Source organism: Pedococcus sp. 5OH_020, from assembly GCF_027812955.1.
Classification (GTDB): domain Bacteria; phylum Actinomycetota; class Actinomycetes; order Actinomycetales; family Dermatophilaceae; genus Pedococcus.
Genome location: NZ_JAPYZV010000003.1, coordinates 252,159 through 274,194 on the forward strand (window position 1 = coordinate 252,159; position 22,036 = coordinate 274,194).

General features: G+C 71.7%; 23 protein-coding genes. 15 read left to right on the forward strand and 8 right to left on the reverse strand.

Annotation, left to right across the window (positions count from 1 at the left end):
* Positions 1 to 118: 118 nt before the first annotated feature.
* Positions 119 to 1,636 carry an FAD-dependent oxidoreductase gene (locus tag PHA84_RS06820; protein ID WP_270887349.1) on the forward strand — a complete coding sequence of 506 codons (1,518 nt, stop codon included), beginning with the start codon at positions 119 to 121 and terminating at the stop codon, positions 1,634 to 1,636.
* Positions 1,637 to 1,652: 16 nt separating this feature from the next.
* Here PHA84_RS06820 and PHA84_RS06825 read toward each other — a convergent pair whose 3' ends face one another.
* The 6 genes from PHA84_RS06825 to PHA84_RS06850 all read right to left on the reverse strand — a co-directional run bounded on the left by PHA84_RS06825 (position 1,653) and on the right by PHA84_RS06850 (position 6,582).
* Positions 1,653 to 2,648 carry an urease accessory protein UreD gene (locus PHA84_RS06825; protein WP_270887350.1) on the reverse strand — a complete coding sequence of 332 codons (996 nt, stop codon included), beginning with the start codon at positions 2,646 to 2,648 and terminating at the stop codon, positions 1,653 to 1,655.
* A complete protein-coding gene (gene ureG / locus PHA84_RS06830; RefSeq protein ID WP_270887531.1) occupies positions 2,599 to 3,396 on the reverse strand; it encodes an urease accessory protein UreG in 798 nt (265 codons plus the stop codon). Before ureG ends, PHA84_RS06825 begins: the two co-directional genes overlap by 50 nt.
* 70 nt (positions 3,397 to 3,466) lie before the next feature.
* On the reverse strand, positions 3,467 to 4,138 hold the full coding sequence (locus PHA84_RS06835; protein WP_270887351.1) for an urease accessory protein UreF: 672 nt from the start codon (positions 4,136 to 4,138) through the stop codon (positions 3,467 to 3,469).
* Positions 4,139 to 4,204: 66 nt separating this feature from the next.
* Positions 4,205 to 5,914: an urease subunit alpha gene (locus PHA84_RS06840; RefSeq protein ID WP_270887352.1), complete on the reverse strand. Its 1,710-nt coding sequence runs from the start codon at positions 5,912 to 5,914 to the stop codon at positions 4,205 to 4,207.
* Complete coding sequence (ureB, locus tag PHA84_RS06845) at positions 5,907 to 6,251, reverse strand: urease subunit beta (protein WP_270887353.1); 345 nt, start codon at positions 6,249 to 6,251, stop codon at positions 5,907 to 5,909. The genes PHA84_RS06840 and ureB overlap by 8 nt, the downstream gene beginning before the upstream one ends.
* Positions 6,252 to 6,279: 28 nt before the next feature.
* Positions 6,280 to 6,582 carry an urease subunit gamma gene (locus PHA84_RS06850; RefSeq protein ID WP_270887354.1) on the reverse strand — a complete coding sequence of 101 codons (303 nt, stop codon included), beginning with the start codon at positions 6,580 to 6,582 and terminating at the stop codon, positions 6,280 to 6,282.
* Between the two features lie 196 nt (positions 6,583 to 6,778).
* Between PHA84_RS06850 and PHA84_RS06855 the strand changes: the two genes are divergently transcribed.
* Positions 6,779 to 7,078: a DUF2087 domain-containing protein gene (locus PHA84_RS06855; protein WP_270887355.1), complete on the forward strand. Its 300-nt coding sequence runs from the start codon at positions 6,779 to 6,781 to the stop codon at positions 7,076 to 7,078.
* Positions 7,079 to 7,128: 50 nt separating this feature from the next.
* On the opposite strand, the gene PHA84_RS06860 is transcribed toward PHA84_RS06855, so the two are convergent.
* A complete protein-coding gene (locus PHA84_RS06860) occupies positions 7,129 to 7,326 on the reverse strand; it encodes a hypothetical protein (RefSeq protein WP_270887356.1) in 198 nt (65 codons plus the stop codon).
* A 302-nt stretch (positions 7,327 to 7,628) separates the two neighbouring features.
* On the reverse strand, positions 7,629 to 8,927 hold the full coding sequence (locus PHA84_RS06865; RefSeq protein ID WP_270887357.1) for an HNH endonuclease signature motif containing protein: 1,299 nt from the start codon (positions 8,925 to 8,927) through the stop codon (positions 7,629 to 7,631).
* Between the two features lie 155 nt (positions 8,928 to 9,082).
* Here PHA84_RS06865 and PHA84_RS06870 point away from each other — a divergent pair, with 155 nt between their 5' ends.
* From PHA84_RS06870 to pepN, 13 genes are all read left to right on the forward strand, one after another.
* On the forward strand, positions 9,083 to 9,442 hold the full coding sequence (locus tag PHA84_RS06870) for an NADH-quinone oxidoreductase subunit A (RefSeq protein ID WP_270887358.1): 360 nt from the start codon (positions 9,083 to 9,085) through the stop codon (positions 9,440 to 9,442).
* The gene (locus tag PHA84_RS06875) at positions 9,442 to 10,035 is read left to right on the forward strand and encodes an NADH-quinone oxidoreductase subunit B (RefSeq protein WP_270887359.1); all 594 of its coding nucleotides are present in this window, start codon (positions 9,442 to 9,444) and stop codon (positions 10,033 to 10,035) included. The genes PHA84_RS06870 and PHA84_RS06875 overlap by 1 nt, the downstream gene beginning before the upstream one ends.
* Entirely contained in the window at positions 10,032 to 10,550 is a 519-nt protein-coding gene (locus PHA84_RS06880) for an NADH-quinone oxidoreductase subunit C (protein ID WP_270887360.1), read from the forward strand. The genes PHA84_RS06875 and PHA84_RS06880 overlap by 4 nt, the downstream gene beginning before the upstream one ends.
* Positions 10,547 to 11,506, forward strand: coding sequence for a complex I subunit 1/NuoH family protein (locus tag PHA84_RS06885; RefSeq protein ID WP_270887361.1), 960 nt, complete (start codon positions 10,547 to 10,549; stop codon positions 11,504 to 11,506). Before PHA84_RS06880 ends, PHA84_RS06885 begins: the two co-directional genes overlap by 4 nt.
* Positions 11,503 to 12,216, forward strand: a complete 714-nt coding sequence (locus tag PHA84_RS06890; RefSeq protein ID WP_270887362.1) for a NuoI/complex I 23 kDa subunit family protein — start codon at positions 11,503 to 11,505, stop codon at positions 12,214 to 12,216. Before PHA84_RS06885 ends, PHA84_RS06890 begins: the two co-directional genes overlap by 4 nt.
* Positions 12,213 to 12,845, forward strand: coding sequence for an NADH-quinone oxidoreductase subunit J (locus PHA84_RS06895; RefSeq protein WP_270887363.1), 633 nt, complete (start codon positions 12,213 to 12,215; stop codon positions 12,843 to 12,845). The genes PHA84_RS06890 and PHA84_RS06895 overlap by 4 nt, the downstream gene beginning before the upstream one ends.
* The gene (gene nuoK / locus PHA84_RS06900) at positions 12,842 to 13,141 is read left to right on the forward strand and encodes an NADH-quinone oxidoreductase subunit NuoK (protein WP_270887364.1); all 300 of its coding nucleotides are present in this window, start codon (positions 12,842 to 12,844) and stop codon (positions 13,139 to 13,141) included. Before PHA84_RS06895 ends, nuoK begins: the two co-directional genes overlap by 4 nt.
* Entirely contained in the window at positions 13,138 to 14,970 is a 1,833-nt protein-coding gene (locus tag PHA84_RS06905) for an NADH-quinone oxidoreductase subunit 5 family protein (protein ID WP_270887365.1), read from the forward strand. Before nuoK ends, PHA84_RS06905 begins: the two co-directional genes overlap by 4 nt.
* Positions 14,964 to 16,436: a complex I subunit 4 family protein gene (locus tag PHA84_RS06910; protein ID WP_270887366.1), complete on the forward strand. Its 1,473-nt coding sequence runs from the start codon at positions 14,964 to 14,966 to the stop codon at positions 16,434 to 16,436. The genes PHA84_RS06905 and PHA84_RS06910 overlap by 7 nt, the downstream gene beginning before the upstream one ends.
* Positions 16,433 to 17,935 carry a proton-conducting transporter transmembrane domain-containing protein gene (locus PHA84_RS06915; protein WP_270887367.1) on the forward strand — a complete coding sequence of 501 codons (1,503 nt, stop codon included), beginning with the start codon at positions 16,433 to 16,435 and terminating at the stop codon, positions 17,933 to 17,935. The genes PHA84_RS06910 and PHA84_RS06915 overlap by 4 nt, the downstream gene beginning before the upstream one ends.
* A 60-nt stretch (positions 17,936 to 17,995) precedes the next feature.
* Positions 17,996 to 18,883, forward strand: a complete 888-nt coding sequence (gene htpX / locus PHA84_RS06920) for a zinc metalloprotease HtpX (protein WP_270887368.1) — start codon at positions 17,996 to 17,998, stop codon at positions 18,881 to 18,883.
* 225 nt (positions 18,884 to 19,108) lie between these two features.
* Complete coding sequence (locus PHA84_RS06925; protein WP_270887369.1) at positions 19,109 to 19,312, forward strand: cold-shock protein; 204 nt, start codon at positions 19,109 to 19,111, stop codon at positions 19,310 to 19,312.
* 128 nt (positions 19,313 to 19,440) lie between these two features.
* The gene (pepN, locus tag PHA84_RS06930) at positions 19,441 to 21,921 is read left to right on the forward strand and encodes an aminopeptidase N (RefSeq protein ID WP_270887370.1); all 2,481 of its coding nucleotides are present in this window, start codon (positions 19,441 to 19,443) and stop codon (positions 21,919 to 21,921) included.
* Positions 21,922 to 22,036 lie beyond the last annotated feature (115 nt).

Genomic DNA, 22,036 nt, shown 5'->3' on the forward strand with positions numbered 1-22,036 from the left:
ACGGCCAACCCGTATATCGGACAACGGGACGAACCGGGATATTCCCCATTGCGTGGGCCGCCGGTGAGGAGGAGGGTCCGAGGGGAACGACCGCCCTGCCGACAGACGAGGAACCGCCATGGTCCTGCCCGCGCCCCTGTCCCTGTGGGTCGACACCGCGCCCTCTCCCGATCGGCGTAGCGCCGTCGTGCCGAGCAGGGCCGACGTGGTGGTCGTCGGTGCCGGGATCGCCGGCCTGACAGCCGCCTGCCTGCTGGCGGAGGCAGGCCGACACGTCGTGGTCCTGGAGGCGGCTACGGTGGCGGCCGGCGTGAGCGGCAACACGACGGCCAAGGTCTCGGCGCAGCACGGCCTGCGCTACGACCGGCTGCTCAGGCGCAAGGGAAGGGCCGGGGCAGCCGAGTACGCCGCCGCCCAGGTGGAGGCCCTGGAGTGGGTCGAGTCGCAGGTGCTCAGCCACGACGTGGACTGCGCCTGGGAGCGCCGGCCGAGCTACCTCTACACCGAGCTTCCCCAGGACCGCGAGACCTACGAGACGGAGTCTCGCGCGTGCACGGAGGCGGGGCTGCGTACCGCCGTCGTCGACGACACCCCTCTGCCGTTCCCTGTGGCAGCGGCGCTGCGGATGGAGGACCAGGCGCAGTTCCACCCGCGGCGCTGGCTGCTCCACCTTGCGGAACGCGTGGAGGCAGCCGGTGGCGAGATCCTCGAAGGGGTGCGCGTCGGGGGCGCGAGCCCCGACGGGACGACCGTCGTCACTGAGCTGGGCGAGGTGTCGGCGTCCGACATCGTGGTGGCGACGCACTTCCCGATCCTCGACCGGGGTGGCTACTTCGCCAGGCTCGCCCCGGTCCGCGACCTGGTCGTGAGCGGACGGGTGGACCCGGCCCGGGCGCCGGACGGCATGTTCCTCTGCACCAGCAGCTCGCGGTCGATCCGGACGGTACCCGGCGACGACGGCAGCCTACGGCTCCTGCTGGGTGGCGAGAACTACCGCACCGGATCGGTGTCCGACGTGGAGCGCCGGTACGCCGTCCTCGCGCAGTTCGCGGCGGACCACTTCGGTGTGGACGAGCTCACCCACCGCTGGTCAGCGCACGACCTCCAGACACCCGACGCCGTGCCGTATGCCGGGTCCTACCACCCCGGCTCCTCGCATCTGTGGGTCGCGACGGGCTTCAACCTCTGGGGCATGACCGGCGGCACGGCCGCCGGCCGGCTCGTGGCCGACCTGGTCCTGGGTAGGGCCGACGAGGATCGGGCGGCCCTCTTCGACCCGGGCCGAGCCGCGCTGGACCAGGTCCCCGGACTGGTCAAGGACAACGTCGCCGTGGCGGGGCATCTGGTGGGCGGCTACGCCAAGGCCGTCACGGGCGCCTCCGACCCGGGATCACTCCATCCGGGGGAGGCTCGCGTCGGACGTGACGGGACCCGGGTGCTGGGGGTCTACCGCGATGACGACGGCGCGCTGCATACGGTGGAGGCCCGGTGCACCCACATGGGTTGCGTCGTGTCGTTCAACGACGCCGAGCGGTCGTGGGACTGCCCGTGCCACGGCTCCCGCTTCGACGTCGACGGCGCCGTGCTGCACGGGCCCGCGGTCCGGCCGCTGCGGTCCCTGGACGAGGGGGACTGAACCTAGGGCGTTCCGATCAGGCTGGCGCCGAGGCGCTACCGCTGACGTCACGGCTGACCTGGGCGACCCACCCGGCCCAGAGCCGAGGCATCGACGTCTCGTGCGCCGCGCAGGAGAGGGTCCGCGCCACCGCCCCCGGCACCCCGAGCGAGAAGACCGTGGGCGGCCCTCCGGCGTCGGCCCGCGCGGCGGCCCCGACAGCGGTGGCCCCGACAGCGGCGGCCCCGACAGCGGTGGCCACGACAGCAGTTCCCCCGACAGCCGCGACGGGTCGCCAGCCCACCGCGGTCACCGTGTCCACGACCCGCGCCATGCCCACCAGAGCGACCCGGTCGCCGACGTCATGAACGACCCCGGCGCCGTCGGGCGGCCCGACCGCATAGGCGCGCGCCGTCCCGGCCACGGCGCCCTCGGCAGCGGTGGACCGGAGGTCGAGCTCCTCCACCAGGGCGGGCCGACCCGCATACGAGATGTCGGTCCGGCAGCGCAGGTCACCGCCTCTCTCACCGGCGCGGCCGAGGGCCACCTGGTCGCGCACGAGCAGACGGCCACCGCCTGCCACCTCGGCGCGCACAGACCTCGTGACCTCGGCGCCTTCCGCGACCACGAGCGGTTCGCCCGACCAGGTGAGGACCGACCCCTCATGCACGCGGAGGTGGGCGTCGATCCGGCACGACCGACCGCGACCGTGGTAGGCCACCGTGCCCGCAACGTCCTGCAGCTCCAGGCGCAGCCCTGGACCGACCTCCACGTCCAGGCGCAGCTCATCCCCGCCGAGCAGCGTGGCTGTCGTCGCCACGAGCGCCACGTGCGCCCACCCGCCGCCCACCCTGACGACCCGAGGCGCGAGCAGCGCCGCCGTCAGCTCCAGGCGAGGCGGGCCCGTGCGCGTCGGCCATACACCGACCCGAGTGGTCCGTCCCGCGCGCGTGGCGTGGGTGACCGGTCCGCTCCGCTCCGGGTCAGTGCCCATGGACACCGTCGCCGCCGTCGTGGGTATCGGCTGGTCCATGGGTATGGCTCCGCCCCTCGGCAGGGGCCCGCCCGGCGGCATGGTGATGAGGCGCCATGGGCCCCGGATCCTCAGGGGTGTGCGACCCCGCTCGGTGGGCGACCAGCGTCGTCCTGAGCCAGGCGCAAAGGGCATCCACGGAGGCCGCGTCGCTGCGCGAGAGGGGGATGACAGGACGGCCGTCGCGGACCTGAGCGCCTTCGCGGGCCATGAGCGCCGCGTCGACCCCGACGTAGGGCGCGAGGTCCGTCTTGTTCACGACCAGCAGGTCCGCACGGGCGATGCCGGGACCGCCCTTGCGAACCACATCTCCGCCGCCCGCGACATCCAGGACGAAGACCTGCGCGTCCACCAAGGCCGGCGAGAACGTCGCGGTGAGGTTGTCGCCACCTGACTCCACGAGGACGACGTCGAGGGGTTCGAAGTCGTGCTCCAGGTCCTCGACGGCGAGCAGGTTGGCGGTCACGTCGTCCCGGATGGCCGTGTGTGGACACGCGCCGGTCTCGACGGCCCTGATGCGGTCGGGGTCCAGCACGCCCGCCGCCCGCAGCATGCGGGCATCCTCGTCGGTGTAGACGTCGTTCGTCACGACGGCGAGCTGGAGCTCCTCGCTCAGCTCGCGGCACAGGAGGGCGATCAACGACGACTTGCCCGTGCCGACCGGCCCGGCGACGCCGACGCGCAGTGCGCGGACGGCAGCTGGCGCCGGCGCGCCGTCCGAGGGGTGGCCGCTGGGGCCGGCGGCGATGCCGGGGCTTTGGGGCTTCCGCGGGCTGATGGAGCTTCCCGGGCTCTCGGGGCTGTGAGAAGGGGATGCGTCAGGCACTGAAGAGCCTCCGGGGATGGTCGGGGTGATGGTGCTGCCAGGCCTCGAGCAGTGGCGCGCTGGGAGCGGGGATGGCTTCAGGGGCAGTGAGCTGGGCGACGGACGCCACCATCACCTCGATCGCCGAACCCGCAGCGAGCAGCCACTCCGTGGTGTCGAGCGGGTCGAGTGGGCAAAGCTTGAGCGCCGCGGCGCACAGGGCCTGCACGTCGTCGTAGGCGACGAGGCGGGCCGTCGCCCAGGGGTCGAGTCCGGCCGCGGCGGCGACCGCTCCTACCGCCACCGGCCTGGACGGAGCGCGCAGCTCTCGCACTGCGTCCGACGAGAGCGTGTCAGGCCACATCCGCAGGAGAAGTCGGCGATGTCCACGGCCGACAGCAACCGAGGCCGCCCGCGTCACCTCGCTCGGCGTGCGGGCGGCCCAGGCGTCCTGGACTGCTGCTAGGCAGAGGCCGCTCAGGACGTGGTGCCTGGCCACCACGGCGACTGCCGCGTCGACCGTGACGGTGGTCCGGAGCCGGGTACCGATGAGCTCCGGAACCCGCTGCGCTGACATCCCGGCGAGCAAGGCCGGCTCCAGGCCGGAGGACTGCGTGTGGCCACCCACGGGTAACCGTCCGTCGGCCAGCAGGAGGGCGGCGAGCTCGGGGTGCACCACGGCCATCAGGTGGCCATCAGTTCGTCCGTCGCCATCAGTTCGTCCGTCACCATCAGATCGCCCAGTTCGTCGTCAGAAGAGCGAGTAGCGCTGGGCGAGGGGCAGCTCAGCGACCGGTGCCGGGACGACGCGCTCGCCTTCGATGTCGATCTCGAAGGACTCGGGGTCGACCTCGATCCGCGGCGTGGCGTCGTTGTTCACCATCTGCGCTTTCCCGACGTCCCGGGTCGGCCGGACGGCGACCAGGTCTCGGCGCAGTCCGAGCCGCTCGGCGAGGCCGTCCTCGAGGGCTGCAGGCGCGACGAAGGCCACCGCGTGGTCGCCTCCCGCCAGCCCTTCTCCCACCAGGGCGGGACGCATCAGGACGGGCTGCGGGGTCGGGATCGACGCGTTCGGGTCCCCGAGCGCGGCATACACGATCGCGCCCGCCTTGATGACGAGGTCGGGGCGCCACCCGAAGAGCTTCGGGTCCCACAGCACCAGGTCGGCGAGCTTTCCGCCCTCCACCGACCCGACCTCGTGGTCGATGCCGTGCGCGACCGCCGGGTTGATCGTGTACTTCGCGATGTAGCGCCGTGCCCGCTCGTTGTCCGCCGGACCGTTCCCGCCGAGCGGTCCGTACCGCGCCTTCATGACATGCGCCACCTGCCACGTCCGAGTCACCACCTCGCCGATCCGCCCCATGGCCTGGGCGTCCGAGCTCGTCATGGACAGCGCACCGAGGTCGTGCAGCAGGTCTTCGGCGGCGATGGTCGTGGCCCGGATCCGCGACTCGGCGAAGGCCAGGTCCTCGGGGACGGCGGGGTTGAGGTGGTGGCAGACCATGAGCATGTCCAGGTGCTCGGCGACCGTGTTGACCGTGTGAGGCAGTGTCGGGTTGGTGGAGCCCGGTAGGACGTTGGCATGGCTGGCGATCGTGATGATGTCGGGTGCGTGCCCACCGCCCGCCCCTTCCGTGTGGAACGCGTGGATGCTCCGACCGGCGATCGCGCGCAGGGTCGACTCGACGTAGCCGGCCTCGTTGAGGCTGTCGCTGTGCAGCGTCACCTGCAGGCCCAGCTCGTCGGCCGCACGCAGCGCGGCGTCGATGGCAGCGGGGGTGCTGCCCCAGTCCTCGTGCACCTTGTATGCCGCGGCGCCCGCGAGCGCCTGCTCGCGCAGAGCCGCGGCGCTGACGGTGTTCCCCTTGCCCATGAGCAGCACGTTCACCGGCAGGTGGTCCAGGCCTCGCAGCACCGACTGGAGGTGCCACGGACCCGGAGTGACGGTGGTGGCCTTCGACCCCTCGCTGGGTCCGGTACCGCCGCCCCCGAGAGTGGTCACGCCAGCGGCCAGCGCCTCGTGCACCTGGCTGGTCGAGAGGAAGTGGACGTGCAGGTCCACCGCGCCGGCGGTAAGGATGCGGCCCTCGCCCGAGATGACGTCCGTGCCCGGTCCGATCTCGAGGTCGGGATGGACGCCGTCGGCGATGTCGGGGTTGCCGCTGCGGCCCAGAGCCACGATCCGCCCCCGACGGATGCCGACGTCTGCGCGGACGACGCCCCAGTGGTCGAGGACGACCGCGTTGGTGATGACCGTGTCCAGGGCGCCGTCGGCGTTGGTGCGCACGCCCTGGGCCATCGACTCGCGGATCGACTTCCCGCCTCCGAACACTGCTTCCTCGCCGCCAAAGGTCAGGTCGTCCTCCACCTCGACCCAGAGGTCGGTGTCGCCGAGCCGGACCTGGTCTCCGGTCGTCGGTCCGTACAGCGCGGCGTACCGCTCCCGGTCGAGCTCAGCCATCGAGAGAACCCTCCTTGCCGCGGTCTCCGAGCTGGAGCCCCGGGACGCGTCGCCGGCCCCTCAGCGCCACGGCGGCCACCTCACGGCTGACGCCTGGCTCGAAGCGCAGCGACGTCCCGCTCGGGATGTCCAGGCGGAACCCGTGCGCCGCAGCGCGGTCGAACTCCAGAGCCGGGTTGCTGTCCGGCAGATGCAGGTGCGAGCCGATCTGCACGGGGCGGTCACCGCCGTTGAGGATGATGAGGTTGAGCCGCTCGTCGGCGCCACGGTCGGCGTTGATGGTGACGGTTCCGGGCCTCACGCGGACCGCGCCTGGTCCCGAGGTAGTGCTGCTCATCGACATCTCCTGCTCCCCGACATCGTGTTCAGGCGATCGGGTGGTGGAGCGTCACGAGCTTGCGACCGTCCGGGAAGGTGGCCTCGACCTGAACGTCCGGAAGCATCTCCGGCACGCCGTCCATCACCTGGTCACGGCTCAGCACGCTGCGACCCTCCTCCATCAGATCCGCCACGAGGGCACCCTCCCGCGCGCGCTCGATGACCCACGTGGACAGCAGCGCAACGGTCTCCGGATGGTTGAGCCGGACGCCACGGGACAGCCGGTCCCGAGCGACCATGCCCGCCACGGACAGGAGCAGCTTCTCGGTGTCCGCGGGGGACAGGTGCATCGGGGCCTCCTCGGACCGGGCGCAGGGGCGCCCAGTAGACCAAGGCAGTGTTTCGCGAGCGTTTCATCTCCGCTACCCCCGCCAGACGGCATTCCCAACGGCGCGCTCAGGCGACGCCGCCGGCGTGGCGTCGGCACCGGAACGGTGCCGTCCAAGCGCGTGGCCAACCTAGGGGCTGGTTGGCTACCGTCGACCCATGGATCGGCCAGCCCTCGATGACGCCTTGCGCGACCAGGAAGCCGTGCTGCGCGCCTTCGTCCGCCCGGACGGAAGCCTCAGCGCCATCCCGACGAGGATCCGCAAACGGCTCGTGGTCCTCAACCTCATCGCGCAGCGCTTCGAGATCGGTCGCACCTACGAGGAGACCGAGGTCAACAACACGCTCCGCGCATTCCACGACGACGTCGCCGCACTGCGCCGGTACCTCGTTGAGGAGGGGTTCCTCGACCGCCGCCACGGCGTGTACTGGCGTTCCGGAGGCACCGTCGATGCCTGAGCTCGCGGACTCGAGGACGAGTAGCTCTTGGCCGGTCGCTGCGGTACCGGTCAGAACACGACCACGGCGAGGAACACCGTCGTGATCACCACGGCGACGAGACACCCGTAGCCTGCGGGTGATGCTGCCGACTTCCCAGCGCCGAACCGGTACACCGCGGCGAATGCCAAGACCAGGGCGATGACCCACCACCACCGCGCCAGCAGCGCACCAGCGCCGGCCCCTGCACCAGTAGCCGCAAGGTCCACGCTTCCCACCTCTCCCCAGACCGTCTCTTCGGGCGTTCCCGAGGATGGCACAGTGGCGGACTGGCGGGCGGCCGAACGCCCAGTCGACGCGGAGCGGGCGTCGACGCGGAGCGGGCGTCGACGCGGAGCGGGCGTCGGCGCGGAGCGGGCGTCGGCGCGCGGCGGGCGTGGGGCGACGTAGTCTGCCGCCACGGCAGGAGCGACGTGCGACACGACGGCCGAACGCCGGCCGGGCCCACGAGCCGGGGGCAGCCCAACACCGGCCCTCGAGCGGGGCCAGCTCATACGGTGCGTGTCGCTGTTTAGGTGCGTCTGCTGTAGCTGACGGTCTTGGTGCCGCGTTCGTCGAGCGCGACGCGATGGTGGTAGCCACGGTCGTGGATGCGCCGGTGGTGATGGCCGCAGAGCGGAATGGCGTTGTCGAGGTCAGTGCCTCCGCCCTCGGACCAGGATGCGTGGTGGTGCAGCTCCGACCAGGCGTAAGGGCGGTCGCATCCGGAGGCGGCGCAGGTGTCGTAGGCCGTGGCCAGGGCGACGCGCTGCGCTTCGGTGAAGAAGCGCTCTGCGCGGCCGAGGTCCAGGGGCAGCGACCGGCGGCCGAGGACAGCAGGCAGGAGTCCCGCGTTGCAGGCCAGGCGGCGGGCGGTACCGGCCGACACGTCTTGACCCGTGTCGAGATGGGCGGCTCCCAGCTGCTCCCTGAGACGGTCGTGCTCGACGGTGACCACCACTGTGGCGGCCACCTTGCCGGAGAGCCGGTCGGTAGGCAGGTGCTCGAGCAGGTCCACGAAAGCCTGGCCGTACCGCTGAGCCCAGTGCACCTCGGCGAAGGCTGCTCGCTGGGTCGCGGCTGTCGTGGCGCCGGCGGCAGCCGCTCGGTCGGCGAACCGCCGGGGCGACGCCATCTGCTGGACGGTCTTGCGGAGGATGGCCGCGGCGAGGGTGGGCACGGTGAAGTGCCCCGTGGTCGTGCCGTCAGGGTGGTCGTGCATCGTGAGCCGGGTCCTGCTCCATGCAGCCTCGTCCTGGGACCGCAATACGGAGTCCTCGTGAGCGTCGACAGCTGCCGTGGATCGCTGGGCGACGGACAGCGCCCGGCGCGCTGACTTGCGAAGGGTGCCGGGGTCGACGAGCTTCGCCCGAGCCACCAAGGCGGCCTCGATCGCCCTCGTCTCGTCCGGGGAGAGGCCCGCGGGGAGCTGCTTCGTAGCAGCAGCGATCACGGCCGCGTGCTCGGTCGAGACGTCGCCTGCCGCCAGCGCAGACCGCGTCGCGGGCAGGTCCTCCTCCAGTGCAGTCGCCAACCGAACGTCCGCCGCTGCCGCGGATCCGTCGGCGCGGGTGTGTGCCGCGAGCCACGCGCCCGTGCCCGTCATGCCCGAGTCGCCCGCTACATCGATCTCGTCGGCAGCCGCCACGACCGACAGGCGGAGCCCCTGAAGCCGCCTGATGGCCCTGTCCACCTCCGCGATAGCGCGGCCCACGGAGGTCGACCCTCGGCCGCCGCGACCATCGCCCATCCTGTCGAGGACGCCGTGGAGGAGGCGCACTCCATCGAGCACCGCCAACGGCGGTGTTGCGACAAGAACAGCGGCGGTCATAGCTCCAGGGTATTCGAACATACGTTCGAAGTCAACGGCTCGTTGGTCCAGGGTGGCCCCACACCGTCACATGCCATGCCCACCCTGGCCGCTGGCTTCGCCGGGTGGACGCGCGCCCCGCGCCGCCGTCGGGGCGGGCCACTAGGCTGCCAACCGTGCCGCCCTACGTCGTCATCGCAGCAGTGGTCCTCGTCGGCCTCCTGTTGTTCGTGGCTGCCATGGGAGCGCGCAGGCTCCTCGCGCCGCGCGCTCCGACGCGCGCGAAGCTCACGACATACGAGTCCGGAGTCGACCCGGTCGGCAGCGGCTGGGCCCAGACGCAGATCCGCTACTTCGTGTATGCCTTCCTCTACGTGATCTTCGCCGTGGATGCCGTCTACCTCTTCCCCTGGGCCCTGGTCCTGCGGACGTCCGGGCTCGGACGTGCTTCCCTGGTCGAGATGGCTCTCTTCATCGGTGTGCTGGTCGTCGGGCTGGTCCATGCGGCGCGCCGTGGCCTGCTGAGGTGGCTCTGATGGCGCCCGTGCAGCTTCCGATGCCCCGGCTCGGGCCCGCGCACGACGTCGCACCGCAGCCCATCAAGGTCGTCCTGAACTGGGGTCGCCGGTACTCCTTGTGGGTGTTCAACTTCGGGCTGGCCTGCTGCGCCATCGAGTTCATCGCCGCCTCGATGGCGCGTCACGACTTCATTCGGCTCGGCGTGATCCCCTTCGCGCCGGGGCCGCGTCAGGCCGACCTGATGGTCGTCTCCGGCACCGTGACGGACAAGATGGCCCCCGCCGTGCGACGCCTGTACGACCAGATGCCCGAGCCGAAGTACGTCATCTCGTTCGGCGCCTGCTCCAACTCCGGTGGGCCGTACTGGGACTCCTACTGCGTCACCAAGGGCGTGGACACGATCGTCCCTGTGGACGTGTACGTGCCCGGGTGCCCCCCGCGCCCGGAGGCGCTTCTCCAGGGGATCCTGAAGCTCCAGGAGAAGATCGCCGCTGAGTCGTTGACCACCAAGGGAGTTCGCGCCAAGTATGCCGCGCACCGCACCGCCTCGGCAGCGGAGGTCAGCCGTCCCCTGGTGCCTCCGCCGACGCGCGGAGGGGGGACGCCGTGACGCTCGAGCGCCGGCAGGTGCCGGCCGAGGCTTGGCCGGAGGTCGTCGCGGCGGCCCGCGCGAGCGGGTACCGGTTCTTCGACTGGCTGACCGCTGTGGACCAGAGCGACGACTCGGAGGAGCCCGGTCTGGACGTGGTGTGCCACCTCCTGGACACCTCGAGGCCAGGGTCCCTGCGGCGGCTCATGCTGGTGACCCGCGTGCCGGAAGGCCAGCCGCTGGCCAGCATCACCACGCTCTTTCGCGGCGCCGCCTGGCACGAGCGCGAGACGCACGAGATGTTCGGGCTCCACTTCGACGGGTTCGATGACGGGACCGAGCTCGGGCTCCGCCCACTCCTGCTCCCGGACGGCTTCGAAGGCACCCCCTTGCGCAAGTCCTTCGTCCTGGCAGCCCGCGCCTCGAAGCCCTGGCCTGGAGCCAAGGAGCCGGGGGAGAGCGAGCACGCCAGACCCACAGGTCGCCGCCGCGTCTCGGCACCCGGAGTCCCCGACCCGCAGTGGGGGCCGCGGTGAGCCAGCCCATCGAGGTGACCCTTCGCGCGCTGGCCGTCCTCGTCGCCTTCCTCGTCCTGCCGCTGCTGGTCGGCCAGACGGAGCACAAGGTGATGGCCCACATGCAGGGCCGCTTGGGGCCCATGTATGCCGGCGGCTTCCACGGGTGGGCGCAGCTCGTGGCCGACGGGGTCAAGTTCGTGCAGAAGGAGGACATCACCCCGGCCGCGGCGGACCGTTGGGTGTTCCGGGTGGCCCCGGCCGTCGCCCTGGTGCCGTATCTCGTTGCCCTGGCGGCCATCCCGCTCTCCCCGCACCTGGTGGCGGCCGCCGCGCCCGGCTCGGCGGTCTTCGTCCTGGCCGTCACCGCCGTGGGCATCCTCGGCACGCTCATGGCGGGCTGGGCCAGCGCGAACAAGTACTCCCTGCTCGGGGCGATGCGCGCCGCCGCGCAGCTACTGTCCTACGAGCTTCCGATGGTGCTCGCCGTCGCCTCCGTCTGCCTGGCTGCAGGCTCCCTGTCGCTGACCGGCATCGCGGGGGCCTGGAGTCCATGGTGGCTGCTGTGGCAGCTTCCCGGGGCAGTGGTCTTCCTCGTGTCCGCGGTGGCGGAGCTGCAACGGCCGCCCTTCGACATGCCGGTCGCCGACTCCGAGATCGTGTTCGGTGCCTACACCGAGTACACCGGGCTGCGCTTCGCCTTCTTCCTGCTCAGCGAGTACGCCGGCATCGTCGTCATGTCGCTGCTCTTCGCCGTGCTGTACCTGGGTGGCTGGCACGGAGCGTTCTCGGACGTGCTCGGGTGGCTGTGGACGCTACTGAAGGGCTTCGCGGTCGCGGTCCTCGTCATCTGGCTACGGGTCGCCTGGCCGCGCCTGCGCGAGGACCAGCTGCAGCGGCTCGCCTGGCTCGTCCTCGTTCCGCTTGCCCTGGGGCAGCTCGCCCTGACGGGGCTCTGGGTGGTGACGACGGCGTGACCCAAGCCTCGAGGCCCAGCTCGCGCGGCGCCGTACCGGGAATCCTCAAAGGTCTTGCCACGACGGCGAAGACGCTGGTGAGGCCGACCCACACGGCCGAATATCCGGACGTCCCACCGCACCTGCCGCCGCGAAGCCGAGGCGTCATCGCCCTGCTGGAGGAGAACTGCACCTCGTGCATGCTGTGCGCTCGCGAGTGCCCGGACTGGTGCATCTACATCGACTCGCACAAGGAGACGATCCCCGCGGCGGCACCGGGCGGACGGGAGCGGCAGCGCAACGTTCTCGACCGGTTCGCGATCGACTTCAGCCTCTGCATGTACTGCGGCATCTGTATCGAGGTCTGCCCGTTCGACGCGCTGCACTGGAGCCCCGAGTTCGAGTACTCGGAGCTGGACATCCGGGACCTGCTCCACGAGAAGGGCCGACTGGGCCAGTGGATGCCCACCGTCCCGCCACCCCCAGCCCTGGACGAGCGCTCCGCCGATCCTGCCGAGATCGCGGCGACCACCAGACCTGCAAGGGGTGCTTCGAAGCTGGTGACGGGCGAACGGGCAACCGCTGGCGCGCGGGCGGAGCGCGCGCGCCCGACACGGTCGGTGGGCGACGACTCGCCCTCGGGGGCCGCCGGCGCCACCCCCGGCGAGGCGGCCGCAGCCGAGGCGCAGGCGCGTCCGACGCCCCCTCCCGAGGGGGAGGACCAGAAGTGACGGCGTTGGACGTGGCGTTCGCCGCGGCGGGTGTCGTGGCATCCGCGAGCGGGCTCCTCGCCGTCACGACGCGCCATGTGGTGCACGCGGCCCTCTGGCTCGTGGTGTGCCTCGGCTCGGTCGCCGGTTGCTATCTAGTGCTCGGTGCCGAGTTCGTCGCCCTGGTGCAGCTCTTGGTGTATGTCGGCGCCGTGGTCGTCCTCGTGCTCTTCGCCCTGATGCTGACGCGGGCACCCATCGGCCCCAACCCGGACATCAGCACCAGTCCGCTGCACCGCGTCCTGGCCGCGTTCCTGGCCGCAGGCGTCACAACGCTCGTGGCTGCGGCGCTCCTGCCCTTGGCGGGGCCTGCCCGCCGCCGCGCCGGCACCGCCACCGGTGACCTGGCCTCCGCGCTCTTCGGCACCTGGGTCTGGCCGTTCGAGATCCTCTCCGTGCTCCTGCTCCTCGCGCTCGTCGCGGCCCTGGCGGTGTCGCGGATGGCCGATCGTCAAGGGCCCGACGCTGCGCAGACACTGGCGGAGTCGGCGGGAGACCCAGTGGGGAAGCCGCTGGCGGAGATGGCGGGGAGGCCGACGGCTCAGTCGGCCGGGGAGCTGCCAGCTCAGCCGGCGGGGGAGCGGGCGTGATCCATCTCGCCGGGCCCTACCTGCTCGCCGCGATCCTCGCCGGGCTGGGCACGTTCGGGATCCTCGCCCGGCGAAACGCCGTGCTGGTGCTCATCGGGGTGGAGCTGGTGCTCAACGCCGCCAACGTGCTCCTCGTGGCCGTCGGGGCCACCGCGGGGGACCGCTGGGCCGCGGGGAACGTCCTGACCCTCTTCGTCATCACCATCGCAGCCGCGGAGGTCTGCGTGGCGCTCGCCGTCGTGCTCGCCGTCTTCCGCGGACGCGGTGACATCGACCTGAGCGAGCCCGGTCCATGAGCGCACTGACCGTGCGCGTGGTCGTTCTCGTCCCCGCCCTGGCGGCCCTGCTTGGCCTCGTCGTCGCCCGCCGCCCGGACGGAAAGGTGTCCCGGCTGGTGGCGCAGGCCGGGTCGTTGGTGACCCTGGCGGCGGCCCTGGTGCAGCTGCTGCTGACACATGGCTCGGGTCACGTGGTCCACGTCGGGCTGATGGCGCCACTGCCGGCCGGTGAGCTCCGCATCCCTCTGCAGCTCCAGGTGAGTGCTCCCGCAGCCCTCATCGCCGTCGTCGTGGCCGTGGTCGGCTGGGCGGTGCACGCGTTCGCCGCCTGGTACCTGCGGGACGACGACCGGTACGGGGTCTTCGCCGCCACCGTCTCGCTCTTCTGCGCCGGAATGCTCCTCGTGGTCCAGTCGGCCGACCTGGTCCTTACCCTCGTCGGCTGGGAGGTGATGGGCTGGTGCTCCTACCTCCTCATCGGCCACTGGAGCCGCAAGGAGACCGCTCGGCGGGCGGCGCACAAGGCCTTCCTCGTCACGCGACTCGCCGACGTCGGCTTCGTTCTGGGGGTAGTGCTCCTCGCGGCCCACACCGGCTCGACGGCCTACCCCGCGGTGATGGCGGCGTTCTCCGGCCAGCCCACGACGCTGCCGATGGTGCTGCTACTGGTCGGGGTCCTGGGCAAGTCCGCGATGGTCCCGTTCCACGACTGGCTGCCGGACGCCATGGAGGGCCCGACCCCGGCCTCGGCACTGATCCACGCGGCGACGATGGTGGCGGCGGGGACGTTCGTCCTCGCCCAGCTCTTCGACCTCTTCGCCGCGAGCGACGCCGCCCGCTGGGTGCTGGCGCTCAGCACGGCGGTGACCATGGTGTGGTCCGCCATGCTGGCATTCGGCCAGAGCGACCTGAAGAGGTTGCTGGCCTACTCCACGCTGAGCCAGGTGGCGCTGATGCTGTCGGCCCTGGCGGTCGCACCGCCCCACGACGGCCCGGGTGCCGGTGTGCTGCACCTCTACTCGCATGCCTTCTTCAAGGCGCTGCTGTTCCTGGCCATCGGCTGGCTCGCGGTGGGGATGGGAGGCACCGCCGCGGCGTCGCTGCGAGGCGGCCTCCGCGGGCACCTCTTCATCCGGCCCGCGATGTTCGTCGGGCTCCTCTCGCTCGCGGGGGTGCCGCCCCTCGTGGGCTTCGTCTCCAAGGAGCATGTCCTCTCCGCCGCCGAACGCGGTGCGGCACAGGGGGAGGCGCGCGCGTGGCTGGTACTGGTCGCGGCCTTGCTGACCGTAGTGCTCACCGCCGCCTACTGCATGCGAGCCTGGCTGGTGCTCGACGACGTGCGGAACGCCGATGTCGCACGTCACGACGCCGACTCGGCCCCTGCGTCGGTGCGAACGGCTGTCACCGTCCTCGCGGTCCTCACGGTCGTCGGAGGGCTGGTCGTGCTGACCCCCCTGGTGCACACCGGTGGGCACGTCGGGTGGCTCCTCGCCCTGGTCAGCGTGCTGCTGGTCGTGGGGGCAGCACTGGCAGTGCGTTCTCGGGCGGCGGACGGCGACCCCGCCGCGCGGCTGGTTGGATCGCGAGCCACCTCCTTCGACCGCGGGTTCGGCGTGGACCGGCTGTATGTGGCGGCTGTCGCCAGGCCGGTGCTCGCGCTCGCCAGGCTTGTGGTGTTCCTCGACCGAGAGGTGGTCGACGCCTACGTCCGCGGGACGGCCACGGCCACCAGGTGGGGCGGCACCGGTGCGCAGCGGGCCCACCGGGCGGAGCGCGCCGCCTCGGGCCTGACGTGGGTCGTGGCCGGAGTCGTCGCGGTGACGCTGGCCGGGGTCCTCCTGTGGTGATCCTCGCCGCCCTCGTCGTGCCGGCGGCCGTGGCCGTGTGGCTGCTCTCCGCGGGTCGCTCCTTGACGCATCGCGCGAGCAACCTGCTCGCCACCACCGCCAGCGCGGTCACCCTGGTCGCCGTCGTGGCCGCCGTCGTGGTCCGCCCGACGGTGGACCGGCCCTGGGTCCCGTCGCTCGGGCTGCGCTGGGAGCTGGCTGTGGACGGCATCAGCGCACCGCTGCTGCTCCTCACCGCCCTGCTGACCGTCGCGGTGGTGGTGCACACCACCGACAGACCGCCGGTAGGTGGCACGTCGGCGGCCTTCCACGCCTGCCTGCTGCTCGTCGAGTTCGGTGCGCTGGCAACGTTCTTCGCCCGGGACGCCGTCCTGTTCTTCGTGGCCTTCGAAGTGGTGCTTGTGCCGATGTGGGTCCTCATCACCCGGTACGGCGACGCACACCGGCCTGCCGAGCGGGCCGGCGCTGGGGCGCGGTTCGTCCTGTACACGGCGTTCGGCTCGACCCTCATGCTGGTCGGGGTCCTGGCCCTGGTCGCCAAGGCCGGGACGTCCGACCTCGACGTCCTGGCGCGCGGGGGAGGGCACGGCATACCGGGACACACGCAGGCGGTCATCGCCGCCCTGCTGGTAGCGGGACTGGCCGTCAAGGTGCCTGTCTTCCCGGTGCACACCTGGCTGCCACCGGCGCACACCACCGCACCGACCGCTGGGTCGGTCCTGTTGGCCGCGGTACTGCTGAAGATGGGGACGTACGGCCTGGTCCGGCTGCCCCTGGCGAGCGTCCCCGAGGGGTTCGCGCGGGTGGCGCCGGTGCTCGCGGTGCTCGGCGCCGTGGGGATCCTGTGGGGAGGCCTGGCCTGCCTCGTCGAGCGGGACCTCAAACGGCTGGTGGCCTACTCCTCGGTCGCGCACATGGGGTTCGTCGTCATCGGTCTTGCCAGCGGCACGCGCACGGGTCTCCAGGCGGCGCTGTTCGCCAACGTCGCCCACGGGATCGTCTCGGCTCTCCTCTTCGTCGTGGTGGGTGGCCTCAAGGAGCGGTGGGGCGACGCGGACCTCGAGACCTCCCGTGCTGCGGTCCGAGAGGTGGCTCCACGCCTCGGCTTCGCTCTCGTGGTGGGCCTGGCAGCCTCGCTCGGGTTGCCCGGGCTCATCGGCTTCTGGGGCGAGTTCCTCAGTGTGTACGCGGCATGGTCGGCCGAGGGTCGCCCCCTCGCGCTGTTCCGGACGCTCGCGGTGGTCGCCGCAGTGGGGACCGTCCTGGCAGCGGCGTACGCCCTGCGGGTGGCCCGGGTGGTGTGGGCGGGCGACCGGAACGTCCCACTGATCGCCGACACCAGAAGCAGCGAGTGGCTGGTCGTGGCGGTGCTCGTCGTGTCGACGATCGGGCTCGGCGTGGTCCCCGGTCCCCTGCTCGCGCTGACGGGCGGCGCCGTGGCCTCGATCGTGGGAGCCGCGCCGTGAGCTCCCTGGTGGCTGTCGACTGGCCGTTCCTGCTTCCCGTGCTCGCGCCCGCCGGCGGCGCCATCCTCGTCCTGCTACTCGACGCGGTGGCTCCCGCCCTGACGCGCGTGCATGCAGCCGTCGGGCTGGTCGCCCTCCTGGTCGGGGCGGCAGCCGCCGTACCGGCCATCGCGACCACGGGCGACCGGCCGTTGAGAACCCTCTGCCTGCCGGCGCCAGAAGGCGCCTGCCTCTACGAGGCCGGTGCGGTGGCAGGGGCCCTGCAGGTGGGGGCCCTGCTGTCCGCCCTCGTCGTGCTGCTCCTCGTGTGGCCCAGCCACCACGACCGTCGTGCCCTTCGTGGGGGGCCCGCCGTCGTGGTGTGCCTGGTCCTGGGGGCCACGGCTGGGGCGGCCGGAGTCGCCGCCGCTCACGACCTCGGCTCGTGGCTGGTGTGTCTCGAGCTCGCCACGCTTCCCGCCATCGCCCTCGTCGCCCTGCGCGGGACGAGGGCGGCCGGTCGAGGGGCGCTGGCCCTGCTCACCACGTCGCTGGTCTCGTTCTCCATGGTGGCCCTGGGTGCGGCGCTGTGGCTCGTCGCGACAGGCGAGGCCGTCTTCGCATCTGGGGCGGCTCAGCAAGCCCTCGCCAGCTCCGAACGTCGCCCTGTGCTCCTCCTCGGCGTGCTGCTCCTCGTAGCGGGTCTCGGTTTCAAGCTCTCCCTGGTGCCGTTCCATGCCTGGACTCCGGCAGCGTACGCAGGCGGCTCCGAGCCCGTCGCGGCGTTCCTGGCGGCCACCTCGAAGGTTGCCGCGCTGGCTGCCCTGCTCGTCGTGCTCCGCCCGCTGGCCCAGGAAGGGTCGCTGGTCCTCGTCGCGGTCGGCGTGCTCGCTGCCGGGTCGATGACCCTCGGAAACGTCCTCGCTCTCGTGCAGGACGACCCCGTCCGGCTCCTCGCGTGGTCGACGGTCGCCCAGGCCGGCTGGGTGGTGCTGCCCCTGGCGGCCCTGAACCCCGGCTCGGCGCCGGCGGCGGCGGCGTACCTGTTGGCCTATGTGATCGCGACCTTGGTGGCCTTCGTCGTCGTGCACATTCTCGGGCCCTCCAGCTCCCTGGACGGTCCCCAGGAGAGCCGCCGGACGTTGGTCGGCTACACCGGCCTGCTGCGGACGCGACCGCTGCTGGGAGCCGCGCTGGGGCTCGCGCTCCTGTCGCTGGCAGGACTCCCACCGGGCCTCGTGGGCCTCGTCGCGAAGGTGTTCGTGCTGCGGCCAGTGGTCGGCGAGAGCCAGTGGGGGCTGGCCCTGGTGGCGGTCGCCAACGCGGTGCTGGGCATCGCCGTGTACCTGCGCTGGTTCGGCACGCTGCTGCGTGACCCCGACGCGGCCGGCTCAGGGACGGCTGCACGCCCGGCGGGGCGTCGCCTGCGGCGAGCCGACCTGGCCGCTCTGCTGCTCTGCAGCACGGCCCTGGTCGTTACCAGTGTCATGCCCCAGCTGCTCTTCGGGCTGGTGGGCTAGGGGGCTCAGGCGGCTCTGCCCAGCGGGAACGCCGGCCCCGCAGGGAGCGTTGACGCTGACATGCACAACCACCTCAACGGGCTGAAGACCGCGGCGCTGTTCGGCGCGGCCTTCGCCCTCCTCCTGGCCATCGGCGGAGTGATCTCCAGCTCCACCGGAAACGCCTCCTTCCTGTGGATCTTCGCGCTCCTGGGCGTCGCCACCACCGCCTACGGATACTGGAACAGCGACAAGCTGGCGATCCGCGCCATGCATGCCTACCCGGTGAGCGAGGCTCAGGCTCCAGCGATGTACCGCATCGTGCGCGAGCTCTCGACGGCGGCAGGCAAGCCGATGCCGAAGCTCTTCATCTCGCCCACGGCTGCTCCGAACGCGTTCGCCACGGGCCGCAACCCCGAGCATGCCGCGGTGTGCTGCACCGAGGGCATCCTCGGTCTGCTGGACGAACGCGAGCTGCGTGGCGTGCTCGGGCACGAGCTCATGCACGTCTACAACCGAGACATCCTGACCGGCTCGGTCGCCGCCGCCATCGCCGGGGTCATCACCTCGGTGGCCCAGATGCTCATGTTCGCGGGCATGTTCGGCGGCGGCGGCAACGACGAGGACCGGCCCAACCCTTTCGCTCTGCTGGCGATGGCGCTGCTGGCGCCCTTCGCAGCGATGTTCATCCAGATGGCGATCAGCCGGACCCGCGAGTTCGACGCGGACGAGGATGGCGCCCGGCTGACCAGGGACCCGTTGGCTCTGGCGTCTGCCCTGCGCAAGCTCGAGGTCGGGGTGGCGCGGGCGCCTCTGCAGCCGACCCCCGCGATCCAGAACTCGAGCCACCTCATGATCGCCAACCCGTTCCGCCCGCAGGACGTCTCGCGGTTCTTCTCAACGCACCCGCCGATGACCGAGCGCATCGCCAGGCTGGAGCAGCAGGCATACGGCTTCCGTCAGCGTTGAGCGAGCCGGGTCGCAGAAGTGGACCCCGCGACCCACCGGTGGGGGCTACCCCACGGTCCCTCAGAGGCTGGTAGGCTTGCCGCAGTTGCAGTTGCAGTTCCTCGTCTGAGCGGGCCCGCCAATGTGCGGGCCCTTTTGGGTACGGCGGTTCGTCCGTGTCGTGGTGATGTGCGCAGCTTGTGGTCGCGTCCGCGTCCGCATCGGCCAAGAGAAACGAGAGATCCCATGGCACAGGGAACAGTCAAGTGGTTCAACTCCGAGAAGGGCTTCGGCTTCATCGAGCAGGACGGCGGCGGCGCTGACGTCTTCGTGCACTACAGCGCGATCGAGTCCAGCGGCTACCGCTCGCTCGACGAGGCACAGCGGGTGGAGTTCGACATCACCCAGGGCCCGAAGGGCCCCCAGGCGGAGAAGGTTCGCCCGATCTGACCCACCGCTCTGCGGTGAGTGACGCCAGTAGCCCCCGGCCGTACGGCCGGGGGCTGCTGTCCGTCAGCAGATGGAGGTCCGTCATGGCGACCCGCCGGGGGCCGGACGCTGATGGTTGAATCGCTCTCATGCCCTCGCTCACCCGCGCCGAAGCTCGCGCCCGGTCCGCCTTGGTGCGCGTGACGCACATGGCGGTCGACCTCGACCTCGACCAAGGCGAGGAGCTCTTCCTGTCCCGTAGCACCATCGAGTTCACCTGCACCGAGCCCGGCTCGACGACGTTCCTCGACGTCCGTCCGGTGGAGCTGCGCGCCTTGGTGCTCAACGGAGAAGCCCTCGCCGCCGCGGCCGTGCGGGACGGGCGGATGGAGCTCCCGGGGCTGCGCGACACGAACGTCCTCGAGGTCCACGCCGTCATGTCGTACAGCCGGGACGGCCAGGGGCTGCACCGGGCAGCGGACCCCGCGGACGGCGAGCACTACGTCTACGGCCACCTGTTCCTCGACGCGGCACCGCGGGTCTTCGGCTGCTTCGACCAGCCGGACCTCAAGGCGCCCTACACGCTGACGGTCACGGCGCCCACCGGCTGGGTCGTGCTCGGCAACGGCGCCGCCACCCAGGTCCTTCCAGGGCGCTGGCAGCTGGCCACGACGCTGCCCCTGGCGACCTACTTCGTCACGGTCTGCGCCGGCCCCTACGCCTCCGTGCGCGACGAGCACGACGGCATACCGCTGGGGGTCCACGCCAGGGCCTCGCTGCGGGAGGCGCTGGAGCGAGAGGCGCCGCAGATGTTCGACGTGACGAAAGCCGGGCTGGACTACTACCACTCCCTTTTCGGCATCCGGTACCCGTTCGGGGAGTACCACCAGGTCTTCGTCCCCGAGTTCAACGCCGGGGCCATGGAGAACCCCGGCTGCGTGACGCTGCGCGACACCTACGTCTTCAGAGGGGCGGCGGCTCGCGACGAGCTGTTGTCGCGGTCGAGCACGATCACGCACGAGATGGCGCACATGTGGTTCGGCGACCTCGTCACCATGCAGTGGTGGGACGACCTGTGGCTCAACGAGTCCTTCGCGGAGTACATGGCCCACCGCACCTGCGTCGAGGCCACCGAGTTCACGGATGCCTGGGTGGACTCCACGGTGGCTCGCAAACCGTGGGGGTATGCCGCGGAGCGCGCCCCGTCAACCCATCCGGTCGCGGGTTCGCCGGCCCTGGACGCGCACGCCGCCCTACAGGACTTCGACGGGATCTCGTACGCCAAAGGCTCGGCCGCCCTGCGACAGCTGATCGAGCATGTCGGGGACGGGGCGTTCATCTCCGGCGTGAGTGCCTACCTGCGCGAGCACTCGTTCGGCAACGGGACACTCGCAGAGTTCATCGACTCGATGCAGCAGGCGTCCGGCAGGGAGCTCACCGACTGGACTCGGGGCTGGCTCTTGACGGCAGGGGTCGACGTGCTGGCCTACGACCGCGAGGCCGGCGTCCTGGAACGCAGTGCGCCGCACGGCCTTCCGGCGGACCGGCCGCACTCCCTGGACATCGCCGGCTTCACCCAGGGACGCGAGACCTGCCGGGTGGCCATCTCCACCACCGGCGACCGGACGGCCGTCCCGTCCGCAGACGTCCTGTCGGCCGCGGAGCTGGTCGTGCCCAACGCCTCGGACCTGACCTGGGCCACGGTCGTCCTCGACTCGAAGTCCGCTGCGGTCGTGCCCCTCGCCCTGGGCGACGTACCGGACCCCCAGGCCCGCGCCGTGGTGTGGGTGGCACTGATCGACGGCCTCTGCCTCGGAGCGGTGGACCCGCGCCTCCTGGTGGAGACCTTCGCCAACGCCTGGCCCCGGGAGGTCAACGACTCGATCCTCAGCCGGACGGCCACTGCGCTGCTCTCCCGGGTCGTCCCCATGTTCCTCCCCGAGCGCGAACAGGACTGGGCGCACACGGTTGTCGCGCGCGCCGCGACCGCGGTGCTGACGGCGGTCGGGACGGGTTCCACCGGGTCCACGAGGGCCGTCGTGGCCGCCCGCACCGTGGCGCGCTCGACGGACGACGAGGGGACGCTGCGGGCGTGGGCCGCCGGCCGCGACCGACCGGCCGGGGTCACGCACGACGACGACTTCGGCTGGATCGCGATCCGGAACCTGGCGTCTCGCGGCCTGGTCGACGACGCGTTCGTCGAGCAGGCTGCCGCCGCCGACCACACTCTCCAGGGTCGGCTCTCCGCTCTGACGGCGCGGGCATCCATGCCGTCGACCGAAGCCAAGGAATGGGCTTGGACCGAGCTCACGGCGAACAGGAACCGCTCCAACTACGAGCTCAACGCCCTGGCGCAGGGCTTCTGGCTCGCGCGTGACCTCTCGGTGGTGCGGCCATACGTGCCGCGCTACTTCAGCGATGTGCCGGCGATGACGGCGTGGGTCGGCGACGACGCCCTCGCCCGGGTGGCCACGCTCGCGTACCCGGCGAGGGTGACCGAGGAGGCGACCCTCCTCCTGAGCCAGCGGTGCCTCCTGCGCGAGGACCTCAGCCCCGCCGTCCGACGGGCCGTCGTGGACTGCCAGTCGGAGCTGACGGAGGCGCTGAGGTCGCGGGCGGCCTTCGGCTGAGTGCTCCCGCGGAGCCCCCCAGGGGCGTCCATCCCCTGGCATCGTCCCAGGTCAGGGGCCATGCTCCTGCACCGGAGCGGGTGGCGCCGAGTCGTGCTGTCCCGCGTCGGGGGGT

Coding starts and splice junctions, on each gene's coding strand:
- PHA84_RS06820 (WP_270887349.1), top strand. CDS start 119: ATGGTCCTGCCCGCGCCCCTGTCCCTGTGGGTCGACACCGCGCCCTCT.
- PHA84_RS06825 (WP_270887350.1), bottom strand. CDS start 2,648: ATGGACCAGCCGATACCCACGACGGCGGCGACGGTGTCCATGGGCACT.
- PHA84_RS06835 (WP_270887351.1), bottom strand. CDS start 4,138: ATGGCCGTGGTGCACCCCGAGCTCGCCGCCCTCCTGCTGGCCGACGGA.
- PHA84_RS06840 (WP_270887352.1), bottom strand. CDS start 5,914: ATGGCTGAGCTCGACCGGGAGCGGTACGCCGCGCTGTACGGACCGACG.
- ureB (WP_270887353.1), bottom strand. CDS start 6,251: ATGAGCAGCACTACCTCGGGACCAGGCGCGGTCCGCGTGAGGCCCGGA.
- PHA84_RS06850 (WP_270887354.1), bottom strand. CDS start 6,582: ATGCACCTGTCCCCCGCGGACACCGAGAAGCTGCTCCTGTCCGTGGCG.
- PHA84_RS06855 (WP_270887355.1), top strand. CDS start 6,779: ATGGATCGGCCAGCCCTCGATGACGCCTTGCGCGACCAGGAAGCCGTG.
- PHA84_RS06865 (WP_270887357.1), bottom strand. CDS start 8,927: ATGACCGCCGCTGTTCTTGTCGCAACACCGCCGTTGGCGGTGCTCGAT.
- PHA84_RS06875 (WP_270887359.1), top strand. CDS start 9,442: ATGGCGCCCGTGCAGCTTCCGATGCCCCGGCTCGGGCCCGCGCACGAC.
- PHA84_RS06905 (WP_270887365.1), top strand. CDS start 13,138: ATGAGCGCACTGACCGTGCGCGTGGTCGTTCTCGTCCCCGCCCTGGCG.
- htpX (WP_270887368.1), top strand. CDS start 17,996: ATGCACAACCACCTCAACGGGCTGAAGACCGCGGCGCTGTTCGGCGCG.
- PHA84_RS06925 (WP_270887369.1), top strand. CDS start 19,109: ATGGCACAGGGAACAGTCAAGTGGTTCAACTCCGAGAAGGGCTTCGGC.
- pepN (WP_270887370.1), top strand. CDS start 19,441: ATGCCCTCGCTCACCCGCGCCGAAGCTCGCGCCCGGTCCGCCTTGGTG.